The organism is Thermoplasma volcanium GSS1 (assembly GCF_000011185.1).
GTDB lineage: Archaea > Thermoplasmatota > Thermoplasmata > Thermoplasmatales > Thermoplasmataceae > Thermoplasma > Thermoplasma volcanium.
Genome location: NC_002689.2, coordinates 1,427,197 through 1,451,133, shown reverse-complemented (window position 1 = coordinate 1,451,133; position 23,937 = coordinate 1,427,197). Strand labels below are relative to the sequence as shown.

At 41.8% G+C, this 23,937-nt stretch carries 25 protein-coding genes and 1 tRNA gene; 11 read left to right on the top strand and 15 right to left on the bottom strand.

All coding sequences use genetic code 11. The annotated features are described in order from the left end of the window. Window positions 1-22 precede the first annotated feature (22 nt). Window positions 23-1,705, bottom strand: coding sequence for a TIGR04190 family B12-binding domain/radical SAM domain protein (locus tag TVG_RS07360; protein ID WP_010917636.1), 1,683 nt, complete (start codon window positions 1,703-1,705; stop codon window positions 23-25). 219 nt (window positions 1,706-1,924) lie between these two features. Between TVG_RS07360 and TVG_RS07355 the strand changes: the two genes are divergently transcribed. From TVG_RS07355 to TVG_RS07340, 4 genes are all read left to right on the top strand, one after another. Next, window positions 1,925-3,022, top strand: coding sequence for a radical SAM protein (locus TVG_RS07355; protein ID WP_010917635.1), 1,098 nt, complete (start codon window positions 1,925-1,927; stop codon window positions 3,020-3,022). Further along, window positions 3,019-3,768 (top strand): MqnA/MqnD/SBP family protein, encoded by a 750-nt coding sequence (locus TVG_RS07350; protein ID WP_010917634.1) that lies wholly within the window; start codon window positions 3,019-3,021, stop codon window positions 3,766-3,768. The genes TVG_RS07355 and TVG_RS07350 overlap by 4 nt, the downstream gene beginning before the upstream one ends. 69 nt (window positions 3,769-3,837) lie before the next feature. Next, window positions 3,838-5,295, top strand: a complete 1,458-nt coding sequence (guaB, locus tag TVG_RS07345) for an IMP dehydrogenase (protein ID WP_010917633.1) — start codon at window positions 3,838-3,840, stop codon at window positions 5,293-5,295. An 85-nt stretch (window positions 5,296-5,380) separates the two neighbouring features. Then, the gene (locus TVG_RS07340) at window positions 5,381-6,517 is read left to right on the top strand and encodes an aldehyde dehydrogenase family protein (protein WP_162009550.1); all 1,137 of its coding nucleotides are present in this window, start codon (window positions 5,381-5,383) and stop codon (window positions 6,515-6,517) included. A gap of 2 nt (window positions 6,518-6,519) precedes the next feature. Here the strand turns inward: TVG_RS07340 and TVG_RS07335 are convergent, their stop codons facing one another. Further along, window positions 6,520-7,377, bottom strand: coding sequence for a DMT family transporter (locus tag TVG_RS07335; RefSeq protein WP_010917631.1), 858 nt, complete (start codon window positions 7,375-7,377; stop codon window positions 6,520-6,522). A gap of 103 nt (window positions 7,378-7,480) precedes the next feature. On the opposite strand from TVG_RS07335, the gene TVG_RS07330 reads away from it, so the two are divergent. Continuing rightward, complete coding sequence (locus TVG_RS07330) at window positions 7,481-8,875, top strand: DNA-directed DNA polymerase II small subunit (RefSeq protein WP_010917630.1); 1,395 nt, start codon at window positions 7,481-7,483, stop codon at window positions 8,873-8,875. Here the strand turns inward: TVG_RS07330 and TVG_RS07325 are convergent. From TVG_RS07325 to TVG_RS07290, 9 genes are all read right to left on the bottom strand, one after another. Continuing rightward, window positions 8,870-9,211, bottom strand: a complete 342-nt coding sequence (locus tag TVG_RS07325; protein ID WP_010917629.1) for a nitrate/sulfite reductase — start codon at window positions 9,209-9,211, stop codon at window positions 8,870-8,872. The two genes, TVG_RS07330 and TVG_RS07325, sit on opposite strands and share 6 nt — an antisense overlap. Window positions 9,212-9,257: 46 nt before the next feature. Beyond that, a complete protein-coding gene (locus TVG_RS08705; RefSeq protein ID WP_083755854.1) occupies window positions 9,258-9,365 on the bottom strand; it encodes a 50S ribosomal protein L41e in 108 nt (35 codons plus the stop codon). Window positions 9,366-9,448: 83 nt separating this feature from the next. Then, window positions 9,449-9,631 carry a hypothetical protein gene (locus TVG_RS07320; RefSeq protein ID WP_048054032.1) on the bottom strand — a complete coding sequence of 61 codons (183 nt, stop codon included), beginning with the start codon at window positions 9,629-9,631 and terminating at the stop codon, window positions 9,449-9,451. A gap of 66 nt (window positions 9,632-9,697) precedes the next feature. Beyond that, window positions 9,698-10,069 (bottom strand): DUF488 domain-containing protein, encoded by a 372-nt coding sequence (locus TVG_RS07315; protein WP_010917628.1) that lies wholly within the window; start codon window positions 10,067-10,069, stop codon window positions 9,698-9,700. A gap of 69 nt (window positions 10,070-10,138) precedes the next feature. After that, window positions 10,139-10,278 (bottom strand) — tRNA-Trp (locus TVG_RS07310). Window positions 10,279-10,331: 53 nt separating this feature from the next. After that, a complete protein-coding gene (locus TVG_RS07305) occupies window positions 10,332-10,976 on the bottom strand; it encodes a phosphoribosyltransferase (protein ID WP_010917627.1) in 645 nt (214 codons plus the stop codon). A 2-nt stretch (window positions 10,977-10,978) separates the two neighbouring features. Then, window positions 10,979-11,743, bottom strand: a complete 765-nt coding sequence (locus TVG_RS07300) for an ABC transporter permease (RefSeq protein WP_010917626.1) — start codon at window positions 11,741-11,743, stop codon at window positions 10,979-10,981. Then, window positions 11,740-12,657, bottom strand: a complete 918-nt coding sequence (locus TVG_RS07295; RefSeq protein WP_010917625.1) for an ABC transporter ATP-binding protein — start codon at window positions 12,655-12,657, stop codon at window positions 11,740-11,742. The genes TVG_RS07300 and TVG_RS07295 overlap by 4 nt, the downstream gene beginning before the upstream one ends. A gap of 34 nt (window positions 12,658-12,691) precedes the next feature. Then, window positions 12,692-14,134: an MFS transporter gene (locus TVG_RS07290; protein ID WP_010917624.1), complete on the bottom strand. Its 1,443-nt coding sequence runs from the start codon at window positions 14,132-14,134 to the stop codon at window positions 12,692-12,694. Between the two features lie 141 nt (window positions 14,135-14,275). Between TVG_RS07290 and TVG_RS07285 the strand changes: the two genes are divergently transcribed. The 4 genes from TVG_RS07285 to TVG_RS07275 all read left to right on the top strand — a co-directional run bounded on the left by TVG_RS07285 (window position 14,276) and on the right by TVG_RS07275 (window position 17,139). Further along, complete coding sequence (locus TVG_RS07285) at window positions 14,276-15,454, top strand: MFS transporter (protein ID WP_010917623.1); 1,179 nt, start codon at window positions 14,276-14,278, stop codon at window positions 15,452-15,454. A gap of 74 nt (window positions 15,455-15,528) precedes the next feature. Beyond that, window positions 15,529-16,245 (top strand): MFS transporter, encoded by a 717-nt coding sequence (locus tag TVG_RS08865; protein ID WP_010917622.1) that lies wholly within the window; start codon window positions 15,529-15,531, stop codon window positions 16,243-16,245. A 150-nt stretch (window positions 16,246-16,395) separates the two neighbouring features. Beyond that, a complete protein-coding gene (locus TVG_RS08860; RefSeq protein ID WP_010917621.1) occupies window positions 16,396-16,881 on the top strand; it encodes an MFS transporter in 486 nt (161 codons plus the stop codon). Between the two features lie 42 nt (window positions 16,882-16,923). Next, window positions 16,924-17,139 (top strand): hypothetical protein, encoded by a 216-nt coding sequence (locus tag TVG_RS07275; protein ID WP_010917620.1) that lies wholly within the window; start codon window positions 16,924-16,926, stop codon window positions 17,137-17,139. Between the two features lie 16 nt (window positions 17,140-17,155). Here the strand turns inward: TVG_RS07275 and TVG_RS07270 are convergent, their stop codons facing one another. Continuing rightward, window positions 17,156-18,088, bottom strand: coding sequence for a S66 peptidase family protein (locus TVG_RS07270; RefSeq protein WP_010917619.1), 933 nt, complete (start codon window positions 18,086-18,088; stop codon window positions 17,156-17,158). 4 nt (window positions 18,089-18,092) lie between these two features. Continuing rightward, entirely contained in the window at window positions 18,093-19,232 is a 1,140-nt protein-coding gene (locus TVG_RS07265) for an amidohydrolase (protein WP_156769125.1), read from the bottom strand. Between the two features lie 238 nt (window positions 19,233-19,470). Here TVG_RS07265 and TVG_RS07260 point away from each other — a divergent pair, with 238 nt between their 5' ends. Next, entirely contained in the window at window positions 19,471-20,076 is a 606-nt protein-coding gene (locus TVG_RS07260; protein ID WP_010917617.1) for a TIGR00296 family protein, read from the top strand. Next, window positions 20,073-20,882 (top strand): MEMO1 family protein, encoded by an 810-nt coding sequence (locus TVG_RS07255; RefSeq protein ID WP_010917616.1) that lies wholly within the window; start codon window positions 20,073-20,075, stop codon window positions 20,880-20,882. The genes TVG_RS07260 and TVG_RS07255 overlap by 4 nt, the downstream gene beginning before the upstream one ends. Before the next feature lie 128 nt (window positions 20,883-21,010). On the opposite strand, the gene hutI is transcribed toward TVG_RS07255, so the two are convergent. Both hutI and hutU read right to left on the bottom strand, forming a co-directional pair. Then, entirely contained in the window at window positions 21,011-22,225 is a 1,215-nt protein-coding gene (hutI, locus tag TVG_RS07250; RefSeq protein WP_010917615.1) for an imidazolonepropionase, read from the bottom strand. After that, window positions 22,222-23,883, bottom strand: a complete 1,662-nt coding sequence (gene hutU / locus TVG_RS07245) for a urocanate hydratase (protein WP_010917614.1) — start codon at window positions 23,881-23,883, stop codon at window positions 22,222-22,224. The genes hutI and hutU overlap by 4 nt, the downstream gene beginning before the upstream one ends. Window positions 23,884-23,937: the final 54 nt, after the last annotated feature.

Sequence of the window (23,937 nt, the reverse complement as noted above, 5' to 3'; positions counted from 1 at the left end):
TTCATTTCCTTATTAACCATTGCTAATTCCTTATACTCATCCCGCCTATGACAGAATCATAGGATCTATAGAGTAGGATAAGCAAAGACGTTAACGTAGGCTTGTGCCTGTGGGACCACTCTATGTCTTTGCTCATGTACGCTAGGTGCTTATCCATCCTATCGTTCCTGCAGTAGTTGTTTCCCTCTCTATAGTTCATTACATTCCTGATTATTGTGTCCCTTGCTTCCTCGGTAATTTCGCCAACTTCATATCGTAACTGCGTCATTCTAATCTCTGCATCGTACGTCGAATTGACTATGTCATCCTTTGTCATCCAGTTCGTCTCATAATCCAGGAAATCGTACCAAGTTCTTCCGAGGTCAAGGATTCTGTATACATCAGATACGCTTCTACCGTATATCTTAAAGCCATATAGATCAGGCTTTTCGTACCATAGCGATCCTGGATCTACAAAGGGTGCTATAGGTGATATGAAGGTGCTCATGCGCATGCTGCTACGCATGTAACCTTTCATTATATTTCCTGCATACTCCACGGTGTCCATAACGTTCTTTTTGTTTTGATGGGATAGGCCTATTGAAAAATAGACGTCGAATTTCTTGGATCCGTATTTTTCAGCAAGCGAAAAGCTTCTCTCCATATCCTTATTCGAGTAGCCGCTCTTGTTCCAGCTTCTCACATTTTCATCGTATGTCTCCGGCGATATCTCCATGGAAAAGTCCTCAACCGTCTTGCTTAGAGACTTTACGTAATCTTCGTTGAACGGTTTGAAATATTCTGTTAACAGAGGTATGTCTATACGCCTTTCATTTAAGCATTTGAAAAGCCTCTCATAGTAATGGGGCCCCGCCAGCGCAATATCACCAGCTATGAAAACAGGTGAACCGAGGATATCTTGGGACATCTCGATCTCTTCGGCGATCCTGCACGGGTCTCTGAACTGATAGTTCATTGCAAAATTAGACTTGTAAGCAAAGTTCGATCCTCCGCAGAAACCGCAGTTTAACTGGCAACCCCTTTCTATCATCGTAAAACCCTCTGGGTTTCTGAGCCAGTCTGCGTATGGAAGATGCCCTTTCACGTCATGGTACTTAATGGCATTTTTAAGCAGCACCTCGTAGTTCAAGAACACGTTGTCTAGGCCCTTACGAAAATCGTACCTCTGGTTTTCCTTAATCCTACCGTTCTCCCTGTACACAAGGCCTGGGACTTCGGAATACGAAGCACCTTCTTCTAAAGCTTCTGCAAGCTTGTATATGCCATATTCCTGGAAATCGCCTGCCAGTACGAAATCTATGAAATCGTAGTTCTTCATAAGTTCATACCTGAAGTAAGTAGAAGAGTAACCACCAAACACTACGTAAGATTCAGGGTGTATATTCTTTATAATCCTGGCAAGGTTTAGTGCCCCATGTGCATGGGGAAGCCAGTGCAGGTCTATACCAAATATAGGTGCTTCTATTTCCGACAGGTATTTTTCTACGTTGAATTTCTTTGATTCCACCATCCTTACAGCTACATTTGCTATCCTTGCATTGAAGCCGTTCTGTACTAGAAAATTCAGCATGCTTATGAATCCGACGGGATACATCTCAAAGACAGGTGTAGAGGGAACAACGTCGCTTATTGGCCCTGGGTCGATATCCCTCTTCCTAAAATCATAAATTGAAGGCGGATGAACAAAAACAACATCTGCATCCATATATAACACTTCATGATTCTTCCTTGATATTTTAACTATTATTTTCCTTGGCTGAACATTTTTTAAATACGCAGAGATGCCGTAGTATCTGCATTCTTATTTTTCAATCATAATGATACTTTATTAAATAGTGCATGAGAAAGTTCAGTTTACTGGTAACCTAGTAATTTCAACCGTTACCTGCTCCAACTTTATATACTTAATAATAATGATTGTAAAATGCTAAGCTATGATGTGGATTATTGGTATGAAAGAGCCATAGAATCACCACTGGAATACTCCGATTCAATAGATCTCCTTAATATGGATCTATACGATCTTATGAAACTTGCCGACAGGTTAACGCATTATGATGCAGGTGAAACCGTTTCGTATGCTATTTCTTACAATATAAACTACACAAATTACTGCACAGCAAGCTGTCCCATATGCGCATTTTATGTCCCGTACAAAAACAAAAGATTCGGCAAAGGCTACGAACTAACCAAAGAACAGGTAAGAAAAGAAGCTCTTATAGCGAAGCAAAAAGGAGCTACGGAGATACACATAGTCGGAGGTTTTGATCCTGACCTTAGCATAGAGTACTACGAAGATATTTTTAGGACAATAAGGGGAATTATGCCAAACGTTGCCATTAAAGCTTTTACAATACCAGAGATAGACTTCATTGCAAGGACGACTGGCAACAGCATAAAGGAGACCGTCTTGAGGTTTATGGACGCTGGAATGAATGCACACACTGGAGGAGGCGCCGAAATATTTGATCAGGAAATACGGAAATACATAACCACACCAGAGAAGGTATCGGGAGAGAAATGGTTAGAAGATGCCAAAATAATACACTCCCTCGGCCTAAAAGGCAACTCGACCATGACCTATGGTCACATTGAGGGGTGGGAGCATATAATTGATCACATGATCAGGTTGAGGGACAACCAGATCGAGGTTCCAGGTTTTCTCTCATTCATACCATTAAAATTCAGTCCTGAAAATACTGCACTTCTCCGCTCTGGCAGGGTTCATGGCCCTGCACCTGTTGACAAAGACCTTAAGGTTATAGCTCTGGCTAGAATAATAATGGGGAGGGCCATAAGGAACATAAGCGTATACTGGGTCGCCATAGGGAAGCTGACTGCACAGATAGCAATAAACGGAGGTGGAAATGACCTTGTTGGGACAGCGTACAGTGAAAAGGTTTTTGGTGCTACTGACAGAAAGACGTCGACAACAACCGAAGAATTGAATAATATGATCAGGCAAGCTGGAAAGATACCAGGTGTCCGAGATACATTTTATAATATAGTAGAATACGCATGATATCCATAATAAATTTTTCACATAGCGATCCGCTTTATCTTGGATTCAGCAATAAGGAACATGTACTCAGAAATAATCCATTCGAAAATTTGAAGCTTGTCCTTGATGGCAAGGTAGATGCTTCGATGGTATCCCTTCTATCATACCTTGAGAACTCAAACGATCTTATTCTGCTAAAGACAGCAACTATACATAGCACCCGCAAGACGATATCAACTATTCTTATATCGAGGAAGCCAGGCATGGATAGAAAGATAAGGGTAGCAATAACAAAGAATACCAGGACTACAGAATTCTATCTATCACTCGTATTAGAACGCCTCGGCATAGACTATACATTCGTGAGGACGGATAAAACAGAAGCGGAGGATCTTTTGGCGATTGAAGATTATGCTCTTCTGAATGGGGACGAGGCCCTCCGCGTTTATTCCAAAAAATACCCCCTTATAGCCGATGTCGGAAACATGTTCTCAAAGCTGTATGGAATGGAGCCTGTGTACGCCGTCACCGTTTCCAGGGAGCCTTTCGATTATTCTGCCATCGATGAGGCCATTTTATCATCGTATTCGTATAAAGATGAATGTTCGATGGCACTTTCCTCGCGCCTCGGCATACCTTTAAGCGTAGCATCGGACTATTACTCTGTTATAAGGTACGAGTATGGCATTGAAGTTGAGAGGACTATAAATTTTGTCAGATCTCTTATTACAGCTAGTAACGGGAAAGCTAGAATAAGAAACGATTGAAAGCATGTTACATAACAGCTATGATTAAGTTTTGGCAATATTTATTTACTGGATTTTATTTCCTTTCCCATGTATAGGGATAAATTTTCAAACATAACTGAAGGTTACACTTTTGACGATGTTCTTATTCTGCCAATGAAGACGGGCGTCGAACCAAAGAACGTAGACGTTTCATCTCGCCTGAGCCGAAGAATAAACGTCAAGGTCCCAATAGTTAGTTCGCCAATGGATACAGTTACTGAGGAAGCAATGGCAATAGCCATGGCCCGTTATGGTGCCTTCGGCATTATACATAGAAACCAGCCGAGGGAAAAAGAAGTGGAGATGGTACGGCGGGTTAAGAGGGAAGAAACGATCATAATCAGGGACGTTTATACAGTGTCCCCGGAAACGCCAATAGAAGTTGCAAGGACAATAATGAAGACAAAGAACATTGCAGGCTTGCCTGTGCTTAAGGAGGAGAAGTTGGTCGGTATCCTGACAAAAAGGGACCTCGAATTTGCAAAACAGGGATCAACCGTATCAGATGTAATGGTGAAGAACGTAATAACTGCCCCTGAAAATGTCGATCTGGAAGACGCAATAAATATACTGCATAAGAACCGGATAGAAAAACTGCCGCTTGTTGACAAAGATAACCACCTGGTTGGTTTAATAACAGCAAAGGACATAATAACAAGGCAGAGGTTCCCGGATGCTACTAGGGACGACGAGGGGCAGTTGATGGTAGGCGCAGCCGTCGGCCCATTTGACTTAGACCGTGCGATCGAACTTGAGAGGGCCGGTGCAGATTTGATCGTGGTGGATACTGCACATGCAGACAACGAGAATGTCCTAAGTTCAATTAAAAGGATGAGGAAGGAGATCTCTGTTGATATAGTGGCAGGAAACATAGCTACAGCTGGTGCAGCAGAGGATCTAATTTCATGCGAAGTTGACGGCCTGAGAGTCGGCATCGGCCCCGGTTCAATATGCACAACGAGGATAGTTGCGGGTGTCGGCGTGCCGCAGCTTACTGCAATATCTGAAGTTGCAGAGGTTGCCAAAGAATACGGCATCCCTGTAATTGCAGACGGAGGCATTAGGTACTCTGGCGACATTGTAAAGGCCATTGCTGCCGGGGCAGACAGCGTAATGCTTGGATCTATGCTTGCCGGTACTGAAGAAAGCCCGGGCCAGGAGATGATAATAAACGGAAGGAAGTACAAGGCATACAGAGGCATGGGATCGATTGGTGCATTATCAACAGGCATATCCGATAGGTACAGCAAGCTTGGAAACGGCTTTATCGCGGAAGGGGTTGAGGGCGCAGTACCGTACCGGGGCAGAGTAGATGAAGTGCTATTCCAGCTGGTTGGAGGCCTGCGCACTGGAATGGGCTATGTAGGAGCTGAAAACATAGGGAAGTTAAAGGAGAGGGCCAGGTTTGTAAGGATATCATCAAATGGATTGAGGGAGAGTCATCCACACGACATAAGGCTGATAAGCGAACCTCCAAACTACCAGATCTCTAACTATAACCTTTAAACTCTCCTAAATTTTCTATACGATATTACGATGCATGCACGTGATAGTAAAGAATAGGTATACTCAAGAAATCATTCATTTTTTCTTGGAAAATTGTAGAACAGAAAGCTTGCGCAGATCGTCAATTTACGCGGCCGATTTCCTTTACGGCAAAGATCAGGGCTTCTTCATTGAACTACGTGAAAGAATCAGCAATTATCTGGACAGAAACGTTGATCGTATATCTATAGAAATAGCCTCTGAAACTGGCAAGCCTTTTAAGTACATTAGGGAAGAAATCCTGCAAACGATAAGGGAGATCAAGTCTATAAGAATTCCAGAAGATCTCCATGAATTTGTCAAACCTGGTGTATCCGCATTAAATTATAATTGCAACGATCCAGTTCTATCGCTATTCGTTCCTCTCTTCGCCACTATACTGCAAGGTTCTCCGGTTTTGGTTTTTGCAAATCCATATAACTTCGTATCAGCCCACATAATTATTTCAATGCTATCTGAGATTGGCTTGCCGGAAGGCGTAGTGAACGTGATTCCATTTAAGCCTAATTTTAATTATGCTTACCTATATGGAGAAAACTTTTCTTATTTTCAAGATACCTATGATGGGCTTGGGATAAATAGGATAATCCAGAGTGAAAGGCACAAACCAGCTACCGTTTTATGGGGGGATATAGATCCAGACAGTGCAGTTTCAGAGTTTACAAAGAGACTCGTACGAATGCCTTTCAGCAACGAACAGCTTCTAGTTGTTGACAGGAGGATGTTCGAGTATGTTCTCAACAGGCTAAAGGAGGAGCTCTCTCGGATCGTTGTCGGTGATCCGGCGGATGGAGCCACAGATCTAGGACCAGTAACAAAAGACGAGGATCTAATGGAAGCTCTGAGCATAGTGGGTAAATATCGCGTTGAACGTTTGCTGGCTATGTTCAGGGGGGTTGAGGGAAATTTAATGAAACCCGCCATAATTCTTACAGATGATGTTGTGAAAGATCCATTTGTACATGCACCCCTTGTTTATCTAGTAAATTCAGCATCAGTTGAGGACGCCGTTAATTTAATAAATGAAGTTGAAGCGGATAGGTGCGCACTATTTTCGGACGATTCTAAGCTACTCAAAATGTTATACGGCAGGACAGCATGCAAAGAGATATCATTCAATAGCTACATGTACAAAGACTATTTGTTTAAACCGTTCCTTGTGAAGAGAAAGATCTTAATGTAGTGTCATTTAAAGCTTCCAGATAGGAAGATGCCTGCGCTCATCACAGCAAAGCCTGCAATTGTAAGAGCAGAGATCGGTTCTTTAAGCAGTACAGCGGCCAGTACAACAGAGATCGCAGGAACGAGGAAAAAATAAGCCGATATGGAGCTCACCTTATACTTCCTGTATAGGTAAAGGTATATGAAGTAAGCAATTGCAGTTCCGAATGATCCCATATAAATCATTATGAGGTTGAACTTAAGCTGAAGCAGTCCTATATTTATCCCGCCTGTGAAGAGAGAAATTAAGAGTACGACTGGGAGAGCATACAAAAGCTGCAGGGTATTCAGCCCAGCCGAATCATAGCCAAGTAAATATTTCCTGTAAAATACCGTACCGATGGCCCAGCTTATCGCTGCTACTAAGAGCATGATAAGGTCCACTAAATTCTCAACGTTGATTGATCTGATAAAAATGATTACCAGGCCAGCAAACCCGAGTATGAGGCCCAGCGTCTTCATAGCACCGAATCTGTCGCCTAAAAACAAATACGAGAATGCTGTTGCGAGTATAGGATATGAGTATATTACTATGGACGTGACTGCTGCGCTCACTCCAGTTTCCCCAAAGAACCAGAGAGAGAAAAACCCTGTGATGTTGAGGTTTGCCAATATGAAGACCTTAAGGTGTTCGAGTGGACTTTTAGGCAGCTTAATCTGGCGGATGAAGATAAGCGAAGAGAATATTGATGCGTATAAAACGCGCATCAGCAAGATAGAAGATGAAAGATCGTACGCGTATGCGAATTTAACCATAACGTAGTTAAGCGCCCAGAAAAACGCCATGAAAAAGAAAAGAACAGGTTCAGTGGCCCGATCCATACGGCCAAATTAAATATTAGCTAATAAATAAGAGGTTAGATAAAGAAAAAAACTATGTAAATATACCTAATCAACATCTTCTATCAAAGATAGGTGCTTGATTATGGCGGACCTCGATAAAGCAAGTTTGCTTGAGTATTTCACAAAGAACGGTGTACTTGTTTCACCGTCTGCACTTGAGAAGATCATAAAGTACTCTTCAAGCTCGCTGATCGAGGATCTAGTTAAGAACTCCGATGGATATATCGACGATCGTATTGTAGAAGCGGCTCTAAAGCCGAAGAGGGAAATGAATGATTTTGAGGTTTACCTGCCTGAAGTACGCTTCAATTCTTCAGTCGAGGACTTCAGGAAAATGTTCGTGAGTAAGTATGAAAAGCTCAGCAGGATAATATCTGCTTCATCTTCAATGCGTGGTTCGATCAGCATAAAAACTGCAAAGCATAGCCAAGGCCAGGTTAAGGTCATAGGCATGGTATCTGAAGTATCTATGACCAAGAATGGGCACAAAAGAGTATTGATCGAGGATCTAGATGACAGTATACAGGTTTTCATCCTTAAGGATAGGGGCATAATAAACGAGGTCATCCTTGAAGATGAGGTAATAGGAATAATAGGCAATGTAAGTTCTTCTTCCAAAGACCCGGTGATCTTCGCTGATGAGATAGTAAGGCCGGATATACCTTATAGAATCCTTGATGAAACAAAGCATGAACCAGTATTTGTGGCCTCCCTATCGGACATACATATTGGCAGTAAGACTTTCCGGAAGAATGAATTTCAGGATATGATCAAGTGGTTCGAATCTTCAGACGATACTTCACTAAGTACGAAGTATCTGATCCTAAGTGGAGATGTAGTAGACGGCATAGGCGTATATCCCGGCCAAGAAAATGACCTTGAATTGCTGAACCCACTTGATCAATATGAGGCATTGGCATCATTCGTATCGCAGATACCTGAGGACATAACAGTATTCATTATGCCTGGAAACCATGATACCGTAAGGCTTTCCGAGCCGCAGCCAGTTTTCCCTGAGAAGATAAGGAAGATGTTTCCATCGAATGCAGTTTTTCTTCCAAACCCGTATAACCTCAAACTGGAAGGCAAAAATGTACTCGTTTACCACGGCATGTCGCTAAACGATATGATAGAGCTTATACCTGGTGCCAATTACGACAGCATTGGCAAGGCTATAGAAGCAATACTGGTTAGGAGACACCTGAGCCCAAGATACGGTGGCAATACGCCACTTATACCTTCAAGCGTGGACTACCACGTAATAGAGGAGGTTCCTGACATCTTCATTACGGGCCATATCCATTCACACTACATAGGCAATTATAAGGGAGTACGCTACGTAAATTCATCTACATGGCAATCTCAGACAGAATACCAAAAGATGATGAACTTCAATCCGAAGCCATCCAAATTAACGCTCTTCGATCTGTATTCAAGAACAGTCATAGTTAAGGACTTCGATAAATCGACCTCATAGCGTCTTCTTAATTATCCCCTCTATTTCCTTTTGAAACATGGTGATGAAATCGTTGTATACCTGTTCCTTCACGTCATCGGGTGCACTGACAAGGCCGATCTTTGCAACTATCTTTGCCATGCTGGCAACTGCATCGTATTCCTTGATCCTTGCATCCATGAACTCCTCTATAACCCTCGCGAGATCCTTCCTTATAGTCTCGTCTTCGTTCATTTTTTTCTTAATGTACTCTTTGATCAAGTCTTTAACTATGTCCCTCACTGCCTCAAAATAAAGATCCTCGGTAGGCATTATCTTCATAAATTCCTTAAAATATTTTTCTAAATCATCGTCCATAGGTAATCATTATATTAGAGAGAATAAAGAGATTTGGGATATATACTTACATTCTATTTGCCCGTCTTTCCCTCTTAAGCCTTCTGATCCTCTTCTTTCTCCATTTCCATCGCATTTTGCCGCGTTTCTTCCAGTCCCTGGAACTTCTCTTCAACCAAACACCTCTAATGAACTTGTGTGACTCTGACCTGATTGAACCACAATATAAGAAAGTTTGCGATGGAAATAATACGATGATCAGTCTGCGTTCCCATGCATTACGTATCCTTCTAGGTATTTCTGGTATTCTCCTTTTTCAACGCTGTATACCTTTGGCGCCATAAGGAAACTTCTTAGTATCTGATTTGCTAGATCTTCCGGGCTATCACTCCTCTCTATTAGGTGTCTATACACCTCATCTTCTATGTGTATATTTGGCATTGTTAATAATACGCATACCTTGTATTTATATTTTGTTAATGTGCGATTCGTCATTTGCCGAATACATTACATTTTTCCTTCACATCTCCTTTTGAACTCGTCATAGTTTTCTATAATGTATTTGAGCACTTCGGCGTTGTTATAGGTAGAACGGCTGGATATTATAAGTGTAACGTTGGTTTGCGAAGCAATTTCAACAAGCTTCTCTAGCGCCTTGTTTCCACAGAGTTCATCCATGTACCTTTCCTTAAATTCATCCCATTTCCTTTCATCATGCGAAAACCATTTCCTCAAAGAATCGCTTGGCGCGATATCTTTGTACCATGCATCCAGTGCAGCTCTTTCTTTTGTAATGCCCCGTGGCCAAAGCCTTTCAACAAGTACTCTATATCCGTCATCATACGTCCGGTTTTCATAAACTCGCTTTATTGAAAGCAAATTTATCGTTATAACAAATGTAAGCCTTATTTAAAGTATACTTTCAGAATAAAGAGGATAAAGAAAATATGGGGACACTGGGAGTTGAACCCAGATCTACGGGTCTCTTCCTGGATCATAGTTCCAGTCACTCATCATTAAATCAGATGACCCTGTTTCTAATCACTTCCTGACTGGAGCCCGTCAGGATGCCATTACCCCATGTCCCCAACACAGGAGGCTAGATTAGACGATTATGGGAAGTACATACAAATATCTTTCGTTATTTTCCATTGTTTGCATAAGCTTTACGAATAATTTCAAGTACGTCAGCGTAAGTTATCTCGGAAAAATCCCGGTAAAATTCGCTGACCGCCTCAAAGTCGAAAGGTATAATGACATATGCAATTGAAACGCCTTCTGATCTTACAGCGACGTAAGCCTCTTCAGAAAATACAGGGGCAGCAGCTATTATATTTTTAGATACGTTAAGTTTCAGGCTTCTTATAGCACCTATCATGCTTGATCCTGTGGCGACACCATCATCTACAAGTATCACGCAGTCCCAGTTCTTATAGAATACGCTATTTTCCTGCCCCAGTATCCTCCTTACAGAATTTACCTCCTTCTTTTTCTCAGCTGCAAATGCCTCGAATATCGCGGGTTCGACTGATAGAGCATATTCACCTTTGTACACGTATGGTTCAGGCCCTTCGGCAACTGCCCCTATTGCAAATTCTTCATCGGCCGGATGGCCAATCTTTTTTACGATAATGGTAGTTAGAGGTAAGCCGATGGAAGCCGATACCTGATATGCAACGGCGATTCCACCTCTAGCTATTCCGGTTACTGTACATTTACCTGATAAATTTGTTATTTTCTTTGCTAGCTGCTTTCCAGCTTCATACCTATCGATGAATGTTACCATGCCTATACCCTTGCCCTGCCGTACGAAACAAGCGCTATTAAAAAGAAAAAGCCTGAAAGTACTACGACTATGAGAAGCGATATATAGTCTTGCATTCCAATCTTGTAGAACATCATGTTTCGAACTGCATCTACGATGTACGTAAGTGGGTTCATGTATGAGACAATCCTTAGCCCTAACGGAGTTCTAGAATTTATTGGATAGAATGCTGAACTCGCAAAATCAAGTATGAAGAAAACAAACATAGTGACTGTGTTATAGGTTTGTATTGTTCTTATAAACACAGACAGGACGAGGAATATAGATGTAAAGAGAATCGAGGAAACAATAAGGACTACCGCTATCATCAGTAGGTTTATATCATAACTCACGAGGAAACCAGTTATGGCGTAAGATACGAGGAACATGAGGAAAGCACCACCGACGGAGAATATTATTGATACGTATATTATGCCAAGAAGATAGTCAATGCGGTGAAATGGGCCCACTATTAATTGCTCAAACATACCCCACCGCCGATCTGACCAAAGCATGCTCCCGCCGATAGATCCGGCGATGAACGGCTGCATCGCAACAACACCTGGCGATAGGAACTGTGCATAGCTTATATCCTTTCCAGCAAAAGGAACATTTGGTATTATGGATTGGAACATAAGTCCTAACACTATCAAGTAAAAGGAAGGCAGGCCGAGAAGGAAGAGAAGTGTACCTGGATCGGTATTCACGATCAAATTTCGCAGTGTCAGGCGGATAGATGGAGGGATCATGATACCACCCTCAGGAAAACATCATCAAGGCTAGTTTCTTCTACATTTATGCGCTCTATGTGAATCCCGGATCTTTTAAAATAGAGTATCATGTCTGGAAGTACATCCTCAACGTTTTTTGATATCAACCTAACTTCGTCCCCTTCTATTTGAACAAATTCAGGGAACATCATCTTTAAATCCTCTCTGTTGACATTTCCTGATATGTGTATCTTTATCGTTTTAAGGTCTCCGTACTTAGATTTGAGGAAATCGCTTGTGCCCTCAGCTACTATTTTACCATTGTTCATTATAGCGATCCTGTCGCACAGGTAATCAGCCTCCTCCATTATTTGTGTTGTGTAAAGGACAGTAAGACCTGCCTTTGCTTTCTCTTTTATGTAATTAAGTACTGTTCTTCTCATTATTGGATCTAAACCGACTGTGGGTTCATCAAGGAAAAGTAAATCCATATCGTGCAGGAATTCTCTAGCCACTTGCAGCCGCTTCTTTTGCCCTCCGGAAAGTTCTAAGGCCCTAATCTTGCGTAATCTTGACAGGTCGAATACTTCCATAACCTCTTCTATCCTGGCCTTAAGCACTTCACCTGGGACATCCCATAGCATACCGTAGATCTTTAGGTTCTTTTCAACGGTAGTAAAATCAAAGGATTCGCTCTGCAAAACTACGCCGATCCTTTGCCTTATCTTCTCGGGGTGCGTTGAGACGTCTAAACCAAGAACCTTTACTTTTCCGTAGTGTACTGGCATGATCGTGGTGAGAGTCCTTATTGTGGTTGTTTTTCCTGCACCGTTTTTTCCAAGGAGCCCGTATATCTCTCCCCTCTTTACGTGGAATGATACGTCGTCCACAACGAATTTCTTTCCATCGTAAGTTTGCTTGAAATGTTCAACTTCAATAATGTCCTCAGCCACGTTGAAGTCAGGTTTAAACTGTATTTAGAACTTATCATTTTGTAGTCTCAGTTGCCCTAGGTGGTGTAGAAGTGGATCTGTTTTCTTTCCCCCTCACAAAGGAGAATAACATACCAACTGCGATGATTGCAAAGGAAACCTCTAGAGCTGTATGTATCCCTGTTAGAAATGAAGCAGACAAGCCGCCTACAAGCCTGCCGACTCCAGCGAATACCTCAAAGGCTACGTACCTCGGTATTGCAATAGTGGAAACTGTTATCGCTAATACAAACGATCCAAGCATACCAATGTTGGCCATTGTCCTTAGGAGTCCAGAAGCGGCCCCATAGGAACCAGCAGGTGAACTGGCCATAACAGCGCTGTTGTTGGCAGGAAAGAACATTGAGGATCCAAGGCCTGATATTATCGATACAGGTATTACATAGTATACAGGTGTCTTTAGGTTGAAAGTCATATAAAGCAAGACTGCAATCATCATTAAGAACATACCAAGAGTTGCAGGTGTCCTGGCACCTATTCGGTCGGAAAGCTTTCCGAATATAGGGCCTGTGAAACCGCCCAGAACATAACCTGGCACAAGCAGGAGGGAGCTATCGAGCGGGGTTAGACCCCTTAGACCCTGCAGATACATTATCACGATAAATGTAACGGCAAGGTACCCTAAACTCTGTAAGAATGAGGCAGCAATGGAAAAGTTGAAAACCCTGTTCTGGAAAAGGTGAAATGGCAAAAGCGCATTTTTATTTGTTCTTTCCAGGAAAATAAATACGACTAGAAGAAGAAAACCTATGGATAGCAGGGTCTCGTTAGTTGTTTCGAGGCCATGGGAAGTGAAATCTGTGGCAGCATAGGCAATAGATGATAGAGCAGCTGTAAGGGTTACGACTCCTGGAACATCAAGTTTGACGTTCTTCTTGGAGCCGGGGATGATATACTTTATAGCAAAGTAGAGCGAAATTATGCCTACTGGAACATTTATATAGAAAATATACCGCCAGCCGATAAGGGTAGTTATTATACCCCCTAGCACTATGCCCAAGGTAGCTCCTGAGTTCCATCCAACCGATGTATACCCATAGGCACGCCCCCTCAGGTTAGGAGGAAAATTGTCTGCTATTATCGAGCCGGAGTTAGCCTGCATCATGGAACCACCGGCCGCCTGCACAAACCTAAAGGCTATGAGGAAATCTATATTTGAAGAGACCCCGCATAGGAAAGATCCTAGAGTGAAAATAGCCATGCCTGAGTTGAAAATTGTTTTTCTTGAGATCATATCACCGAGACGGCCAAACTGTGTTGTAGAAACAGCTGCAACAAGGAGATAAGCAAGTATTATCCATATTGATAAAGACAAAGGTGCCTTGAGATCATCAGATATCGTAGGAAGGGCCAATACGACTATGGTACTGTCTATGGCTCCCATCATGACTCCTGCGACAAGTGGTATAAGTATTAGATCTTCCTTGCGGAGCGCCATTAACACTTCATTGAAATTAATTATTTAACAGATGTGATTATTGGCAAGTGAACTTTTATTCAATCGTTACGAATTCACATTACGTTCCTGCTTGCGTTTTCAACAAAAGTATAAATTATTATGATATGTGTATCATGATTAATGCCCTTTCACTTTTTCCCCATCCGTAATTACTCTCAAAGGAACGTGTGGACCTCCACATTTTCATTTTTCATTAATTCTACTGTGAGATTTTTTATACCTGCGATACTCCCATTCATAATTTCTGCGCTTAAAATATCCGTATACCAGGCATCTCTCCTCATAACAGCGTACTGGATCGGTTACACTGCTTTTCAAATTCCGGCTGGAATAATTTCGGACAGGTTTGGGACCGCCAAGACCTCAAAGGCTTCGTTTCTCGGTTTAACAATAGCCTTTTTTTTAATGCCTATAGCCATGCATGAATATCTCCTTATATTTTTGTTGCAGCTACTTCTTGGATCTTTATCTTCTATAGTCTATGTTTCTGGTATATCTCTAGTACAAAGATCTGCCGATCAATCAAATAGATCCCTCTTTATAGGCATTTTCCAGATAGGGTTTTTTATGGGTTCTTCTGTAGGTGAATATATTGTTCTTGAGCTGCTTGACATATCGTTTTATTATTCATATATTGCCGTATCCCTTCTTCTGTTAATATCGCTTACATTAGATTTCTTATTTCAAAATGAGCCTGGTTTATCTAAGAAAAATAATGAAATAATACCACGTGGCATCTTATATGTTTCGCTAATACGTTTCTCAGCTGGTTTTATGTATCTAGGTTTCCTGTCTCTATTTACGACTTTTCTTGTTTATGATGGCATAGCACCTCTCTCCAAGGCGTATGCTTATGCCTGGATACCTGCTATTGGAGGTATAGCAGGATCGCCTCTAGGTGGAATGATATCAAGAAAAATGTGGCATGCGAAGGCTCTTATGGCCATTGTGCCCATAATAGTTTTCAGCGTCGTCCTAATGTTAATAGGTATTGTTAACCGGAATTATGTCCCACCTCTATCCTTTGCTACTGGGTTCCTCTACGGGCTTTACGCTGGACCTTCAATGGGCCTCGCTTCTGAAGTCGGCAGAGAGGAAAACCTTGGCACATCAAGCGGTATACTGAATTTCAGTAGCCAGGTCGGAGGCATAATATCTCCATTAGCCATAGGATATCTCTTCACCTATTTTGGGAACTTCAAAATTCCGTTCGCGGTAATCTCAGTATTATCCTTCGTAATAATACTGTTTCCGTTAGCTATATTCTTACGCAGACTATTTAGGCACACTGTTCGATAGTTTAGGCTATATCTTAAAAAATCATAAAATATGAATAAACAAAAATTTATGTAGAGATAAGCAGATATTCATTTATGGTTTCAGAAGAACAAATTAAAAATATTATAGCTAGAGAAAACCGAATACCAGTATGGTCACTTCCATACACTTTCCTTGCTATAATAGGTATAGGCTATTTCTTCACTTTCTACGATATATCTGATATCGGATTAGCTATGCCAGCCATAGCTTCCCAGTTCCATATAGGCACATCGCTCAGTCTTTTTATTGCCCTATCTGTAGGACTAATAGGTTATTCCATTGGTTCATATTTGATCGGAAGCCTGGCAGATGTATACGGAAGGTATCGCTCTATGATTTTAACAATGGGGCTTACGGCCCTCGGGTCGTTCGGAGATGCTATATCTATAAACGTTCCTGAATTAACTATATTTAGGTTTATAACAGGTCTGGGGTTGGGAGCTGATCTGAACCTGGTATCAAGTTATATAAGCGAGTTTGCACCGCCAGCAGTGAGAGGCCGCATAACTGTTTATACCTTCCTCATAGGCATTCTTGGCCAGGCAATAACTCCCTTTATAGGGCTTCATCTCGTTCCAGTATATTACAATGGCTGGAGATACCTTTTTGGAATAGGTGCAGTAATAGCCCTTATAGCATTATTCCTCCGGTTTGAGCTTCCTGAATCACCACGATGGTTAGCTTCCAAGGCTCACAACATAGAGAAAGCCGAGAAAATAATACAGATTATGGAGCACACTGCCTTAAAGAAAGTTAAATCACTGCCATAACCGAAACCAGAGCAGGTAGTTATAGAAGAGCAGAAGTTTCCTACACTTTATCTCATCAGAAGACCATATAGCTCAAGACTTGCGCTCCTCGTATTTGTTTGGTTCTTCTGGTACATAGGCAACTACGGTTTCCTTGGTGATTCTGCTGCTTTGCTCTCAGCTGCAGGATTTTCAATATCTTCCTCAATATTATACTTGGCAGTTGGTGCCATAGGATACCCTGTGGGTGCACTCATAATGATATTTACTGCTGATCACTTCGAAAGGAAGTACGTTATCTTTGCCGATACTGTGGTCTGGTTCATTGGCCTATTCCTATTCTCAATTAAGATAGGAACAACCATATTCATTGGATCTTTCCTTGCTTCTATGGCACTCGGTATGTACCTTCAGGTCGCTTATACATACACTGCTGAGAATTATCCTACCAGAGCAAGAAGTTCAGGATTTGCGTTAACAGATGGAATCGGGCATGTAGGTGGTGCATTAGGTGCACTCTTACTTCCAGTTATAGTTTCGGCTTATTCATTCTCTTTTGGATTTAAGTTCATAGCCATCACAGGGCTTATAGCAGGCATTCTGGCACTCTTTGGTCCAAAATCTTCAAAGCTTACGCTTGAGGAGATATCGGCATAAATATTTATCTATTTCTTCATTATATTTGAATAGGTGTAGTGATTGGCTTTCAAATGGACGGCTAAATTTATAGCTGGTATAATATCGGTAGTTTTTATAATCATTGGTGGTTATCTTTTTGGAGAGGTAATAAGCAAGGTAATAGCTAGCATAAACCGTGTAGAATTCGAATGGGGGCTTGCCTTGCTTGTGATAGGCATAATTATCCTTGTCGTAATAATACCTAAACCTAAGCTTTCGAGAGAGAAAGAGCAGTAAGCTATTCGGTAATTTTCTAATCAACGACCTCTTCTAATAGTTCTACGTAAGGCTCTTCATGTGATATTCGAACCTTAGCATTTAGTGGTATCAGCATCTGGTCTTCTCCGTGCCCAAATGGAAGCCCGTATAAAGATACTCTCTTTAGCGAATTCATATAAAGCTCAACTATGTCCTCGACAAATGGCATTGGATCCTCTGGATCAACATAGCTCTTAAACTCTCCAAATGCAAAGCCTGAAAATTTATCGAGTATGCCTGCAAGCTTCATTGTAAAGAGATACCTGTCTATATCGCCTGCAGTTACTCCTGTATCTTCTGCAAATAGTATCTTCCCCTCAGAATTGGGCAGATAGCCGGTACCTATAAGTGATGCAAACACTGAAAGATTTGTCCCCTCGCTTATGCCGTCTACTTTCCCTTGTATTATATACCTTACGATCCTCTCAGAATTAGAATTGATATGCGTTGTTTCTCCCTTCAGTATCTCTATAAAATCCTTAAAGTTCGTTTTGCTGAACTCATCCGGATCGGCTGCAGGCATTGGGCCATGGAAGGTTATTAGAGAAGACTTGTAATTGATAGCGAGGTGCAGAGCAGTTATATCGCTGTACCCAACAAATATCTTAGGATGGTCCCTTATAACATCGTAGTCGATTAAAGGAAGTATGTGTATGGAACCATATCCACCCCTTGCGCAGAAAATAGCCTTTACGTTGTCGTCCATAAAGGCGCTCATGAGTTCATCTCTCCTGTTCACATCAGGGGCGGAGAGTTGATTCATCTGGACTAGCCTTTTTATATTATGCCCTAAAGTCACCTTATAGCCTGCTTTCCTGAGCCTGGCTATAGACCTCGACAAGTTCTTCATATCGGGCGCGCTTGCTGGAGCTATCACGCGTATCTCATCGCCTTCCTTAAGCCTTGGTGGCTTTATTCTCTCAGTCATGCCATCACTTCTTGAATTCCTCTTTAATTTTGTTCATAAATTTTTTATCCTGCCATATCGTTTTTATTGTTTCCACAGTAATATCTATAGCTTTTAATAATGTTTTACCAGATCTTGAGGGGTCGGCTGCAATTCTAAACTCATCTGTATGGGCCGGTATCCCTGGATCAACTATCTTCACGTCAAGATGCCCTGTCGGAATCACTTGGCTCACGTTTGCCTCATCTGTGCTTCCCATGGGCTCTTCACCGCTTCTGTCGACGTTGAAAGGATTAACTGCGTGCTTCTGGCACTCTTCTTCTAGCAAGCTGTCTATAACTCTGTTGCTCTTGTATTCGTCGTATATGGGAGTAACTTCGTTTATGTTTAGCTTGCAATAGTGCATTTCACCCTCCATCTTGAGTATCCTCTCTATCTGATCAACGAAGCCTGCAAGATCAGCCTTTTTCTTGGCCCGTATATCTATTTCCATAGAGGCTTTGTCAGGAATCACATTTGAGGCTCTACCGCCCTCTTTGACTATCATCCCTATTACCGGATATTTGGAGTTAGGTACGCTTCTACGAAAATTGCTTAATGCCACGTAGCTTTCTACAAGTGGATCAAGTGCATTTATTCCATAATCAGGGCTGAGTAGATGAGAAGATTTTCCAATAAATTGGGCTTCTATGGTCAGATCTGCCAGTGATGTTGATCCTACGGCCCATCTGTCATCCGGGTGCATACCTATAACGTAATCAACATCAGAGAAGGCGCCGCTTTGGGCAAATTTCGCCTTGCTGCCTGCATATTCGCCTATTCCTTCCTCTGACGGCGTTCCGAATACAGTTACTGAAATACCAAATTCGTCTTTCAATCTGATCGCAGTACCAAACGCCCATGCAGCAATGAGATCGTGACCGCATGAGTGGCCGTTGGGAAGCGCATCATATTCTGCTAGCAAACCAACCATTGGCTTCCCATTAAAATATCTTGCCTTGAAAGCTGTCTTCATTCCAAGGTAGGGGAAATCTACTTGGAAACCATGCCTCTTGAAAGCTTCGACCAGATAAGATGACGACTTGTACTCTGAGCTTCCGAGTTCAGCATATTCATATATGGCCTTGGCCACGTCTGTGATTTCATTTGCGAATTCCGTGGTCATAGCCATATTAATGTGGCATTCAGATTTATATGTATCGTAGATTGCTATAATTTAAAATAGTATCTTTGTGCGCGATCATCGGAATGATGTTCGAAGGCATTCAAAAAAGCATATAGGTTAGTAAGCATTAATTATGATATCATTAAATATCAGGTAGCAAATTTATCCACATTCACTATTCAATTTAACGGGAAATGAAACAGATCATCTTTATAACAGCAATAGCCATGATCCATATATGGATTCCGAACAAATCAATGTTAATTTGGATATTGGCGCAAAAGCCGTTATGCTTGCAAGGCGGGCTGCTGCCGCTAAATTAAATAATGAGAAACTACCTGAAGTGCCAGATGACCCTATATTTCATGAAAAACACGGTGTTTTTACAACTATAAACACGTATCCAGACAACCAACTAAGAGGGTGCATAGGTTTTCCAGAGCCATACTACGAACTAGGTGAAGGGATAATCAAGAGCAGCATTTATGCTGCTACTGATGACCCACGCTTCGATCCTATGGAGCCGGATGAATTAAACAGAGTAACTTTCGAATTATCCATACTTACGGTACCTCAGGAAGTGACTGTTAACCCAGAGGAAAGGCCGAAAGCTATAACAGTTGGGAAGGATGGCATAATTGCTGTCTACAATGGGGCAAGCGGCCTGCTTCTCCCCCAGGTTGCAACAGAGTATAGGATGTCAGCAGAGGAATTCCTCGAGGCGCTTTGTGAAAAGGCCGGATTATGGCAAGGGTGCTGGAAATACAAGAAGGTAAAAATAAGCAAATTTCAAGCCATTGTATTTGGGGAAATTGAACCTAACGGGAAGGTCGAACAGAGATGATAAGGAAACCAGCTGTGGCGGGTTATTTTTATCCAAGTAATAGAAACGAATTGCTTTCGTTGATATCATCATTCCATGTGCAGCAGTCAGAAGTGAGTTGCCAACCAATCGGTGTTGTAGTTCCCCATGCCGGTATAGTATACTCTGGCAGAACGGCTATGTATTCATATAATGCTCTCAGAAATTCCAGCATAAGAGACTTCATCATAATAGGGCCAAACCACCGCCCTATGACTCCATATGCTTCCATATTCCCCTCTGGTTCTTGGGAGACGCCTTTAGGCAATGCGATAATCAATGAGGAACTTGCATCAGAACTTTACAAGAATTCCCAGTACATAGTTAAAGACGAAGAATCACACTCTGTAGAGCACTCTATTGAAGTCCAAATACCCTTTTTGCAGTATATGTTTGGAAACTCGTTTACATTCGTGCCTGTCATACTAGGTGATCAGGAAAAAGTCGTTGCAAATGACATAGCGAGTGCATTAATGCGCCTAAGCAAGCCGTATATACTAATAGCTAGTTCAGATTTTACGCACTATGAAAGATCAGATATAGTTGAAAGGAAGGACATGGATCTTATATCGCGTATAGTAGATCTTGATATTGATGGATTCTATGATACGATTGAGAGAGAAAACGTAACAGCGTGCGGCTATGGTGCTATAGCTATATTAATGATAATAGCTAAAAAAATTGGAGCCAAGATATCTCTTCTTAACCATTCCAATTCAGGGGATGTTACTAATGATTATGATGAGGTCGTTGGATACTCTTCCATTGTAGCGTGCAGGCAAATATAAAGATTAATAATTGCAACCATAAATATCGAAAATAATTTACGTAGTATCAGCCAAATAATAATACTTTTTATTTTTTCGATAATTTTTTATGATATGCGCGGGTAGATCAGTTCCACTGAATAAAATTCTTACAACTTAAATTGTTTTGTTCTATCGAATACGAGCGATCCATTATGAAAGACCTTTTTAACCGTATTTATTCCATATTCGTAGGGTATTTCAGTATAATCGTCAACATCAATTATAACGATGTCGGCATCCTTTCCTTCCTCTACGGTGCCTTTCTTCTCGCCCAAACCAAGTGAGGAGGCTGCGTTTATAGTAGTTGCAGTTAGGGCTTCTTCAGGCTTCATTGATGAGTATTTTACAGCTAGGTGCATTGCAAAGATTAGATTTGCATTGTAGTTGAGCGGCGAAATATCTGATGCTATGATTACCGGTACACCACTGTCTATGAAGACCCTTGCGTCTGGGTATGATTCATCCAAAGCGAATACTGTCAGTGGCAAAAGAGTTATGGCGGATCCGATTGATCTTATTGTTTCGACGTCTTCGGCATTAGCGTGTATCATATGGTCAAATGACTTTACATTTAGTCCTGAGCATGCCTTTACGCATCCTATGTTATTGATCTCATTTGCGTGTATTTTAAGGCCTAGGCCGAGGTTGTCTGCAAACTTCAAGAACGCTTTTGCTGCATTTGGAGAAAAAGCCCCTTCATCACAAAATACATCTGCGAAGGATATATAGTTTCTAAATGAGGAAAGAATTTTCTCTGAATATTTTTCGTACGCTTCTTCGCTTTCTCCCTCAGGAAGTACGTGCATCAAATAAGTCAAAACAGTACTTACAAGGCCAGAGTTTGAAATTTTCCTCGCTACATCAAGTAACTTTCGCTCTTCTTTTTCGTAGAGGCCGTAACCAGTCTTAAGTTCTATCGTGGTCGTCCCATGCGAAACTGCATCAGCTATGCGTTTCATAGACTGAGTGAAAATTTCATCGGCGGATGAATTCGCAGTGTCTCTAACTGTCTTGTAAATACCATTTCCAGATCGCAATATTTCAGAGTATGTGTATCCGGACGCCCTCTGGTAAAATTCTTGGCTGCGATTTCCACCAAAAATTATATGGGTGTGTGAATCAACGAGACCGGGAATAACAATGCTTCCTTCTGCATCTAAATCCCCGGCGTCCGATGAATGTTCCCTTGTTATCTTTGCGATTTTACCGTTTTCTATATATATCGTTGCATTTTCTATAAAATCAAGTTCAGACTGTTTATCGCCAGAATGATAGCTGTTTCCGACTGGTGTTACGATAGCCCCTATATTAGTTATCTTCATAGGTATGGATACCTGAACTTTGGCCCTTTCTTTATTATCTCTATGGAGGATTCGTATCCTGCATCAGCATGCCTTATTACGCCAATACCAGGGTCTGCATTGAGTACTCTCTTTATCCTCTCCTCTGCATCCTTGGTTCCGTCTGCAACTATAACAAAGCCTGCATGTATGGCATTCCCGATACCTGTACCTCCACCATGGTGTACAGATACCCACGTTGCACCTGATATAGCATTTAGCAAAGCATTGAGTATTGGCCAGTCTGCTATTGCATCGCTGCCGTCTTTCATCTTCTCTGTTTCCCTGTACGGTGATGCTACTGATCCGGTATCGTGGTGATCCCTGCCTATAGCAACTGGAGCTGAAACCTCTCCGTTTCTTACCATTTCGTTTATCATTAGCCCTATTTTTTCCCTTTCACCATAACTTGCATAACAGATCCTCGCTGGCAAACCCTGGAAGTGTACTCTCTCCTTCGCCAATTTTATCCATCTGATGAGGTGAGGATCGTCTTGGAAGTTCTTTATTATAGCGTCATCGATTTTGTAAATGTCCTGCGGATCTCCGGATAGCGCTACCCACCTGAATGGGCCAGAGCCTATGGCGAAAAGATCCCTTATGTATGCCGGAACGTAGCCAGGAATATCAAAAGCATTTTTCAGGCCTCCTTCCAAGGCCCTTGTGCGAAAGTTGTTACCATAATCAAAAGCCTTAGATCCATGCTGCATGAACCAAAGTATAGCCTCTGCCTCTTTTACTATAGATGCGTATACTTTCTTTACGTATCCATCTTTATCCTTCTCTCTAAATTCAGCTGCGCTCTGCACTGTGTAGCCTTCCGGTATATACCCAAGGTTCAAGTCGTGAGCTGCAGTTTGGTCGGAAACTACGTCCGGCACAATATTCTTCTTCATTAGCTCATCGTATACCGTTGCAGCATTGCCCAGCAATCCGATCGATGTAGGTTTTCCTGATTTTAGGGCCTCGTCTTTCAACCTTAAGGCCTCATCAAGGCTGTCAGTCCAAGTATCTAGGTATTTGTCCCTGAGCCTTCTCCTTATCTTTTCTTCATCTACTTCTACTATGATACCCGTTGCGTTGTTCATTGTTATTGCGAGTGGCTGGGCGCCACCCATTTCACCTAATCCGGAAGTCAAAACCCACTTCCCCGACAGATCGTCTTTTTTGAACTCCTTTCTCGCTAAAGCCGAAAGTGTTTCGTAAGTCCCTTGTAAAACTCCTTGTGTACCTATATATATCCACGAGCCTGCAGTCATCTGGCCGAACATTGTTAAACCTCTGGCTTCTAGATCCCAAAACACATCATCTGTTGCCCAATGGGGTACTATCTGGGCATTTACGATTAGAACTCTCGGTGAATCTTTAGTAGTCTTGAAGACGCCAACCGGTTTCCCGGATTGTATAAGCAATGTTTCATCGTTTTCAAGCTTCTTTAGCTCTTCAACTATCTTGTCAAAGGCCTCCCAGTTTCTTGCGGCTTTTCCTTTGCCGCCATATACTATTAGGTTTGCGGGGTCTTTTGCAACCATTGGATCAAGGTTGTTCATAAGGAGCCTTAAAGCAGCTTCTTGCCCCCATCCCTTTGTATTTAGTTTATTGCCTCTGGGTGCGTGAATTTCTCCTGCCTTTTCTTCCATAAATATTGAACGTATTACTTTATTTATTTTTTTTCAAATTATTTTTCATTTATA

Excerpts from the sequence above, each read along its gene's own strand:
- TVG_RS07360 (WP_010917636.1), bottom strand. The coding sequence starts at position 1,705 with ATGGATGCAGATGTTGTTTTTGTTCATCCGCCTTCAATTTATGATTTT.
- TVG_RS07355 (WP_010917635.1), top strand. The coding sequence starts at position 1,925 with ATGCTAAGCTATGATGTGGATTATTGGTATGAAAGAGCCATAGAATCA.
- TVG_RS07350 (WP_010917634.1), top strand. The coding sequence starts at position 3,019 with ATGATATCCATAATAAATTTTTCACATAGCGATCCGCTTTATCTTGGA.
- guaB (WP_010917633.1), top strand. The coding sequence starts at position 3,838 with ATGTATAGGGATAAATTTTCAAACATAACTGAAGGTTACACTTTTGAC.
- TVG_RS07335 (WP_010917631.1), bottom strand. The coding sequence starts at position 7,377 with ATGGATCGGGCCACTGAACCTGTTCTTTTCTTTTTCATGGCGTTTTTC.
- TVG_RS07330 (WP_010917630.1), top strand. The coding sequence starts at position 7,481 with ATGGCGGACCTCGATAAAGCAAGTTTGCTTGAGTATTTCACAAAGAAC.
- TVG_RS07325 (WP_010917629.1), bottom strand. The coding sequence starts at position 9,211 with ATGGACGATGATTTAGAAAAATATTTTAAGGAATTTATGAAGATAATG.
- TVG_RS07320 (WP_048054032.1), bottom strand. The coding sequence starts at position 9,631 with ATGCCAAATATACACATAGAAGATGAGGTGTATAGACACCTAATAGAG.
- TVG_RS07305 (WP_010917627.1), bottom strand. The coding sequence starts at position 10,976 with ATGGTAACATTCATCGATAGGTATGAAGCTGGAAAGCAGCTAGCAAAG.
- TVG_RS07300 (WP_010917626.1), bottom strand. The coding sequence starts at position 11,743 with ATGATCCCTCCATCTATCCGCCTGACACTGCGAAATTTGATCGTGAAT.
- TVG_RS07290 (WP_010917624.1), bottom strand. The coding sequence starts at position 14,134 with ATGGCGCTCCGCAAGGAAGATCTAATACTTATACCACTTGTCGCAGGA.
- TVG_RS07285 (WP_010917623.1), top strand. The coding sequence starts at position 14,276 with ATGCCCTTTCACTTTTTCCCCATCCGTAATTACTCTCAAAGGAACGTG.
- TVG_RS08865 (WP_010917622.1), top strand. The coding sequence starts at position 15,529 with ATGGTTTCAGAAGAACAAATTAAAAATATTATAGCTAGAGAAAACCGA.
- TVG_RS07270 (WP_010917619.1), bottom strand. The coding sequence starts at position 18,088 with ATGACTGAGAGAATAAAGCCACCAAGGCTTAAGGAAGGCGATGAGATA.
- TVG_RS07265 (WP_156769125.1), bottom strand. The coding sequence starts at position 19,232 with ATGACCACGGAATTCGCAAATGAAATCACAGACGTGGCCAAGGCCATA.
- TVG_RS07260 (WP_010917617.1), top strand. The coding sequence starts at position 19,471 with ATGGATTCCGAACAAATCAATGTTAATTTGGATATTGGCGCAAAAGCC.
- TVG_RS07255 (WP_010917616.1), top strand. The coding sequence starts at position 20,073 with ATGATAAGGAAACCAGCTGTGGCGGGTTATTTTTATCCAAGTAATAGA.
- hutI (WP_010917615.1), bottom strand. The coding sequence starts at position 22,225 with ATGAAGATAACTAATATAGGGGCTATCGTAACACCAGTCGGAAACAGC.
- hutU (WP_010917614.1), bottom strand. The coding sequence starts at position 23,883 with ATGGAAGAAAAGGCAGGAGAAATTCACGCACCCAGAGGCAATAAACTA.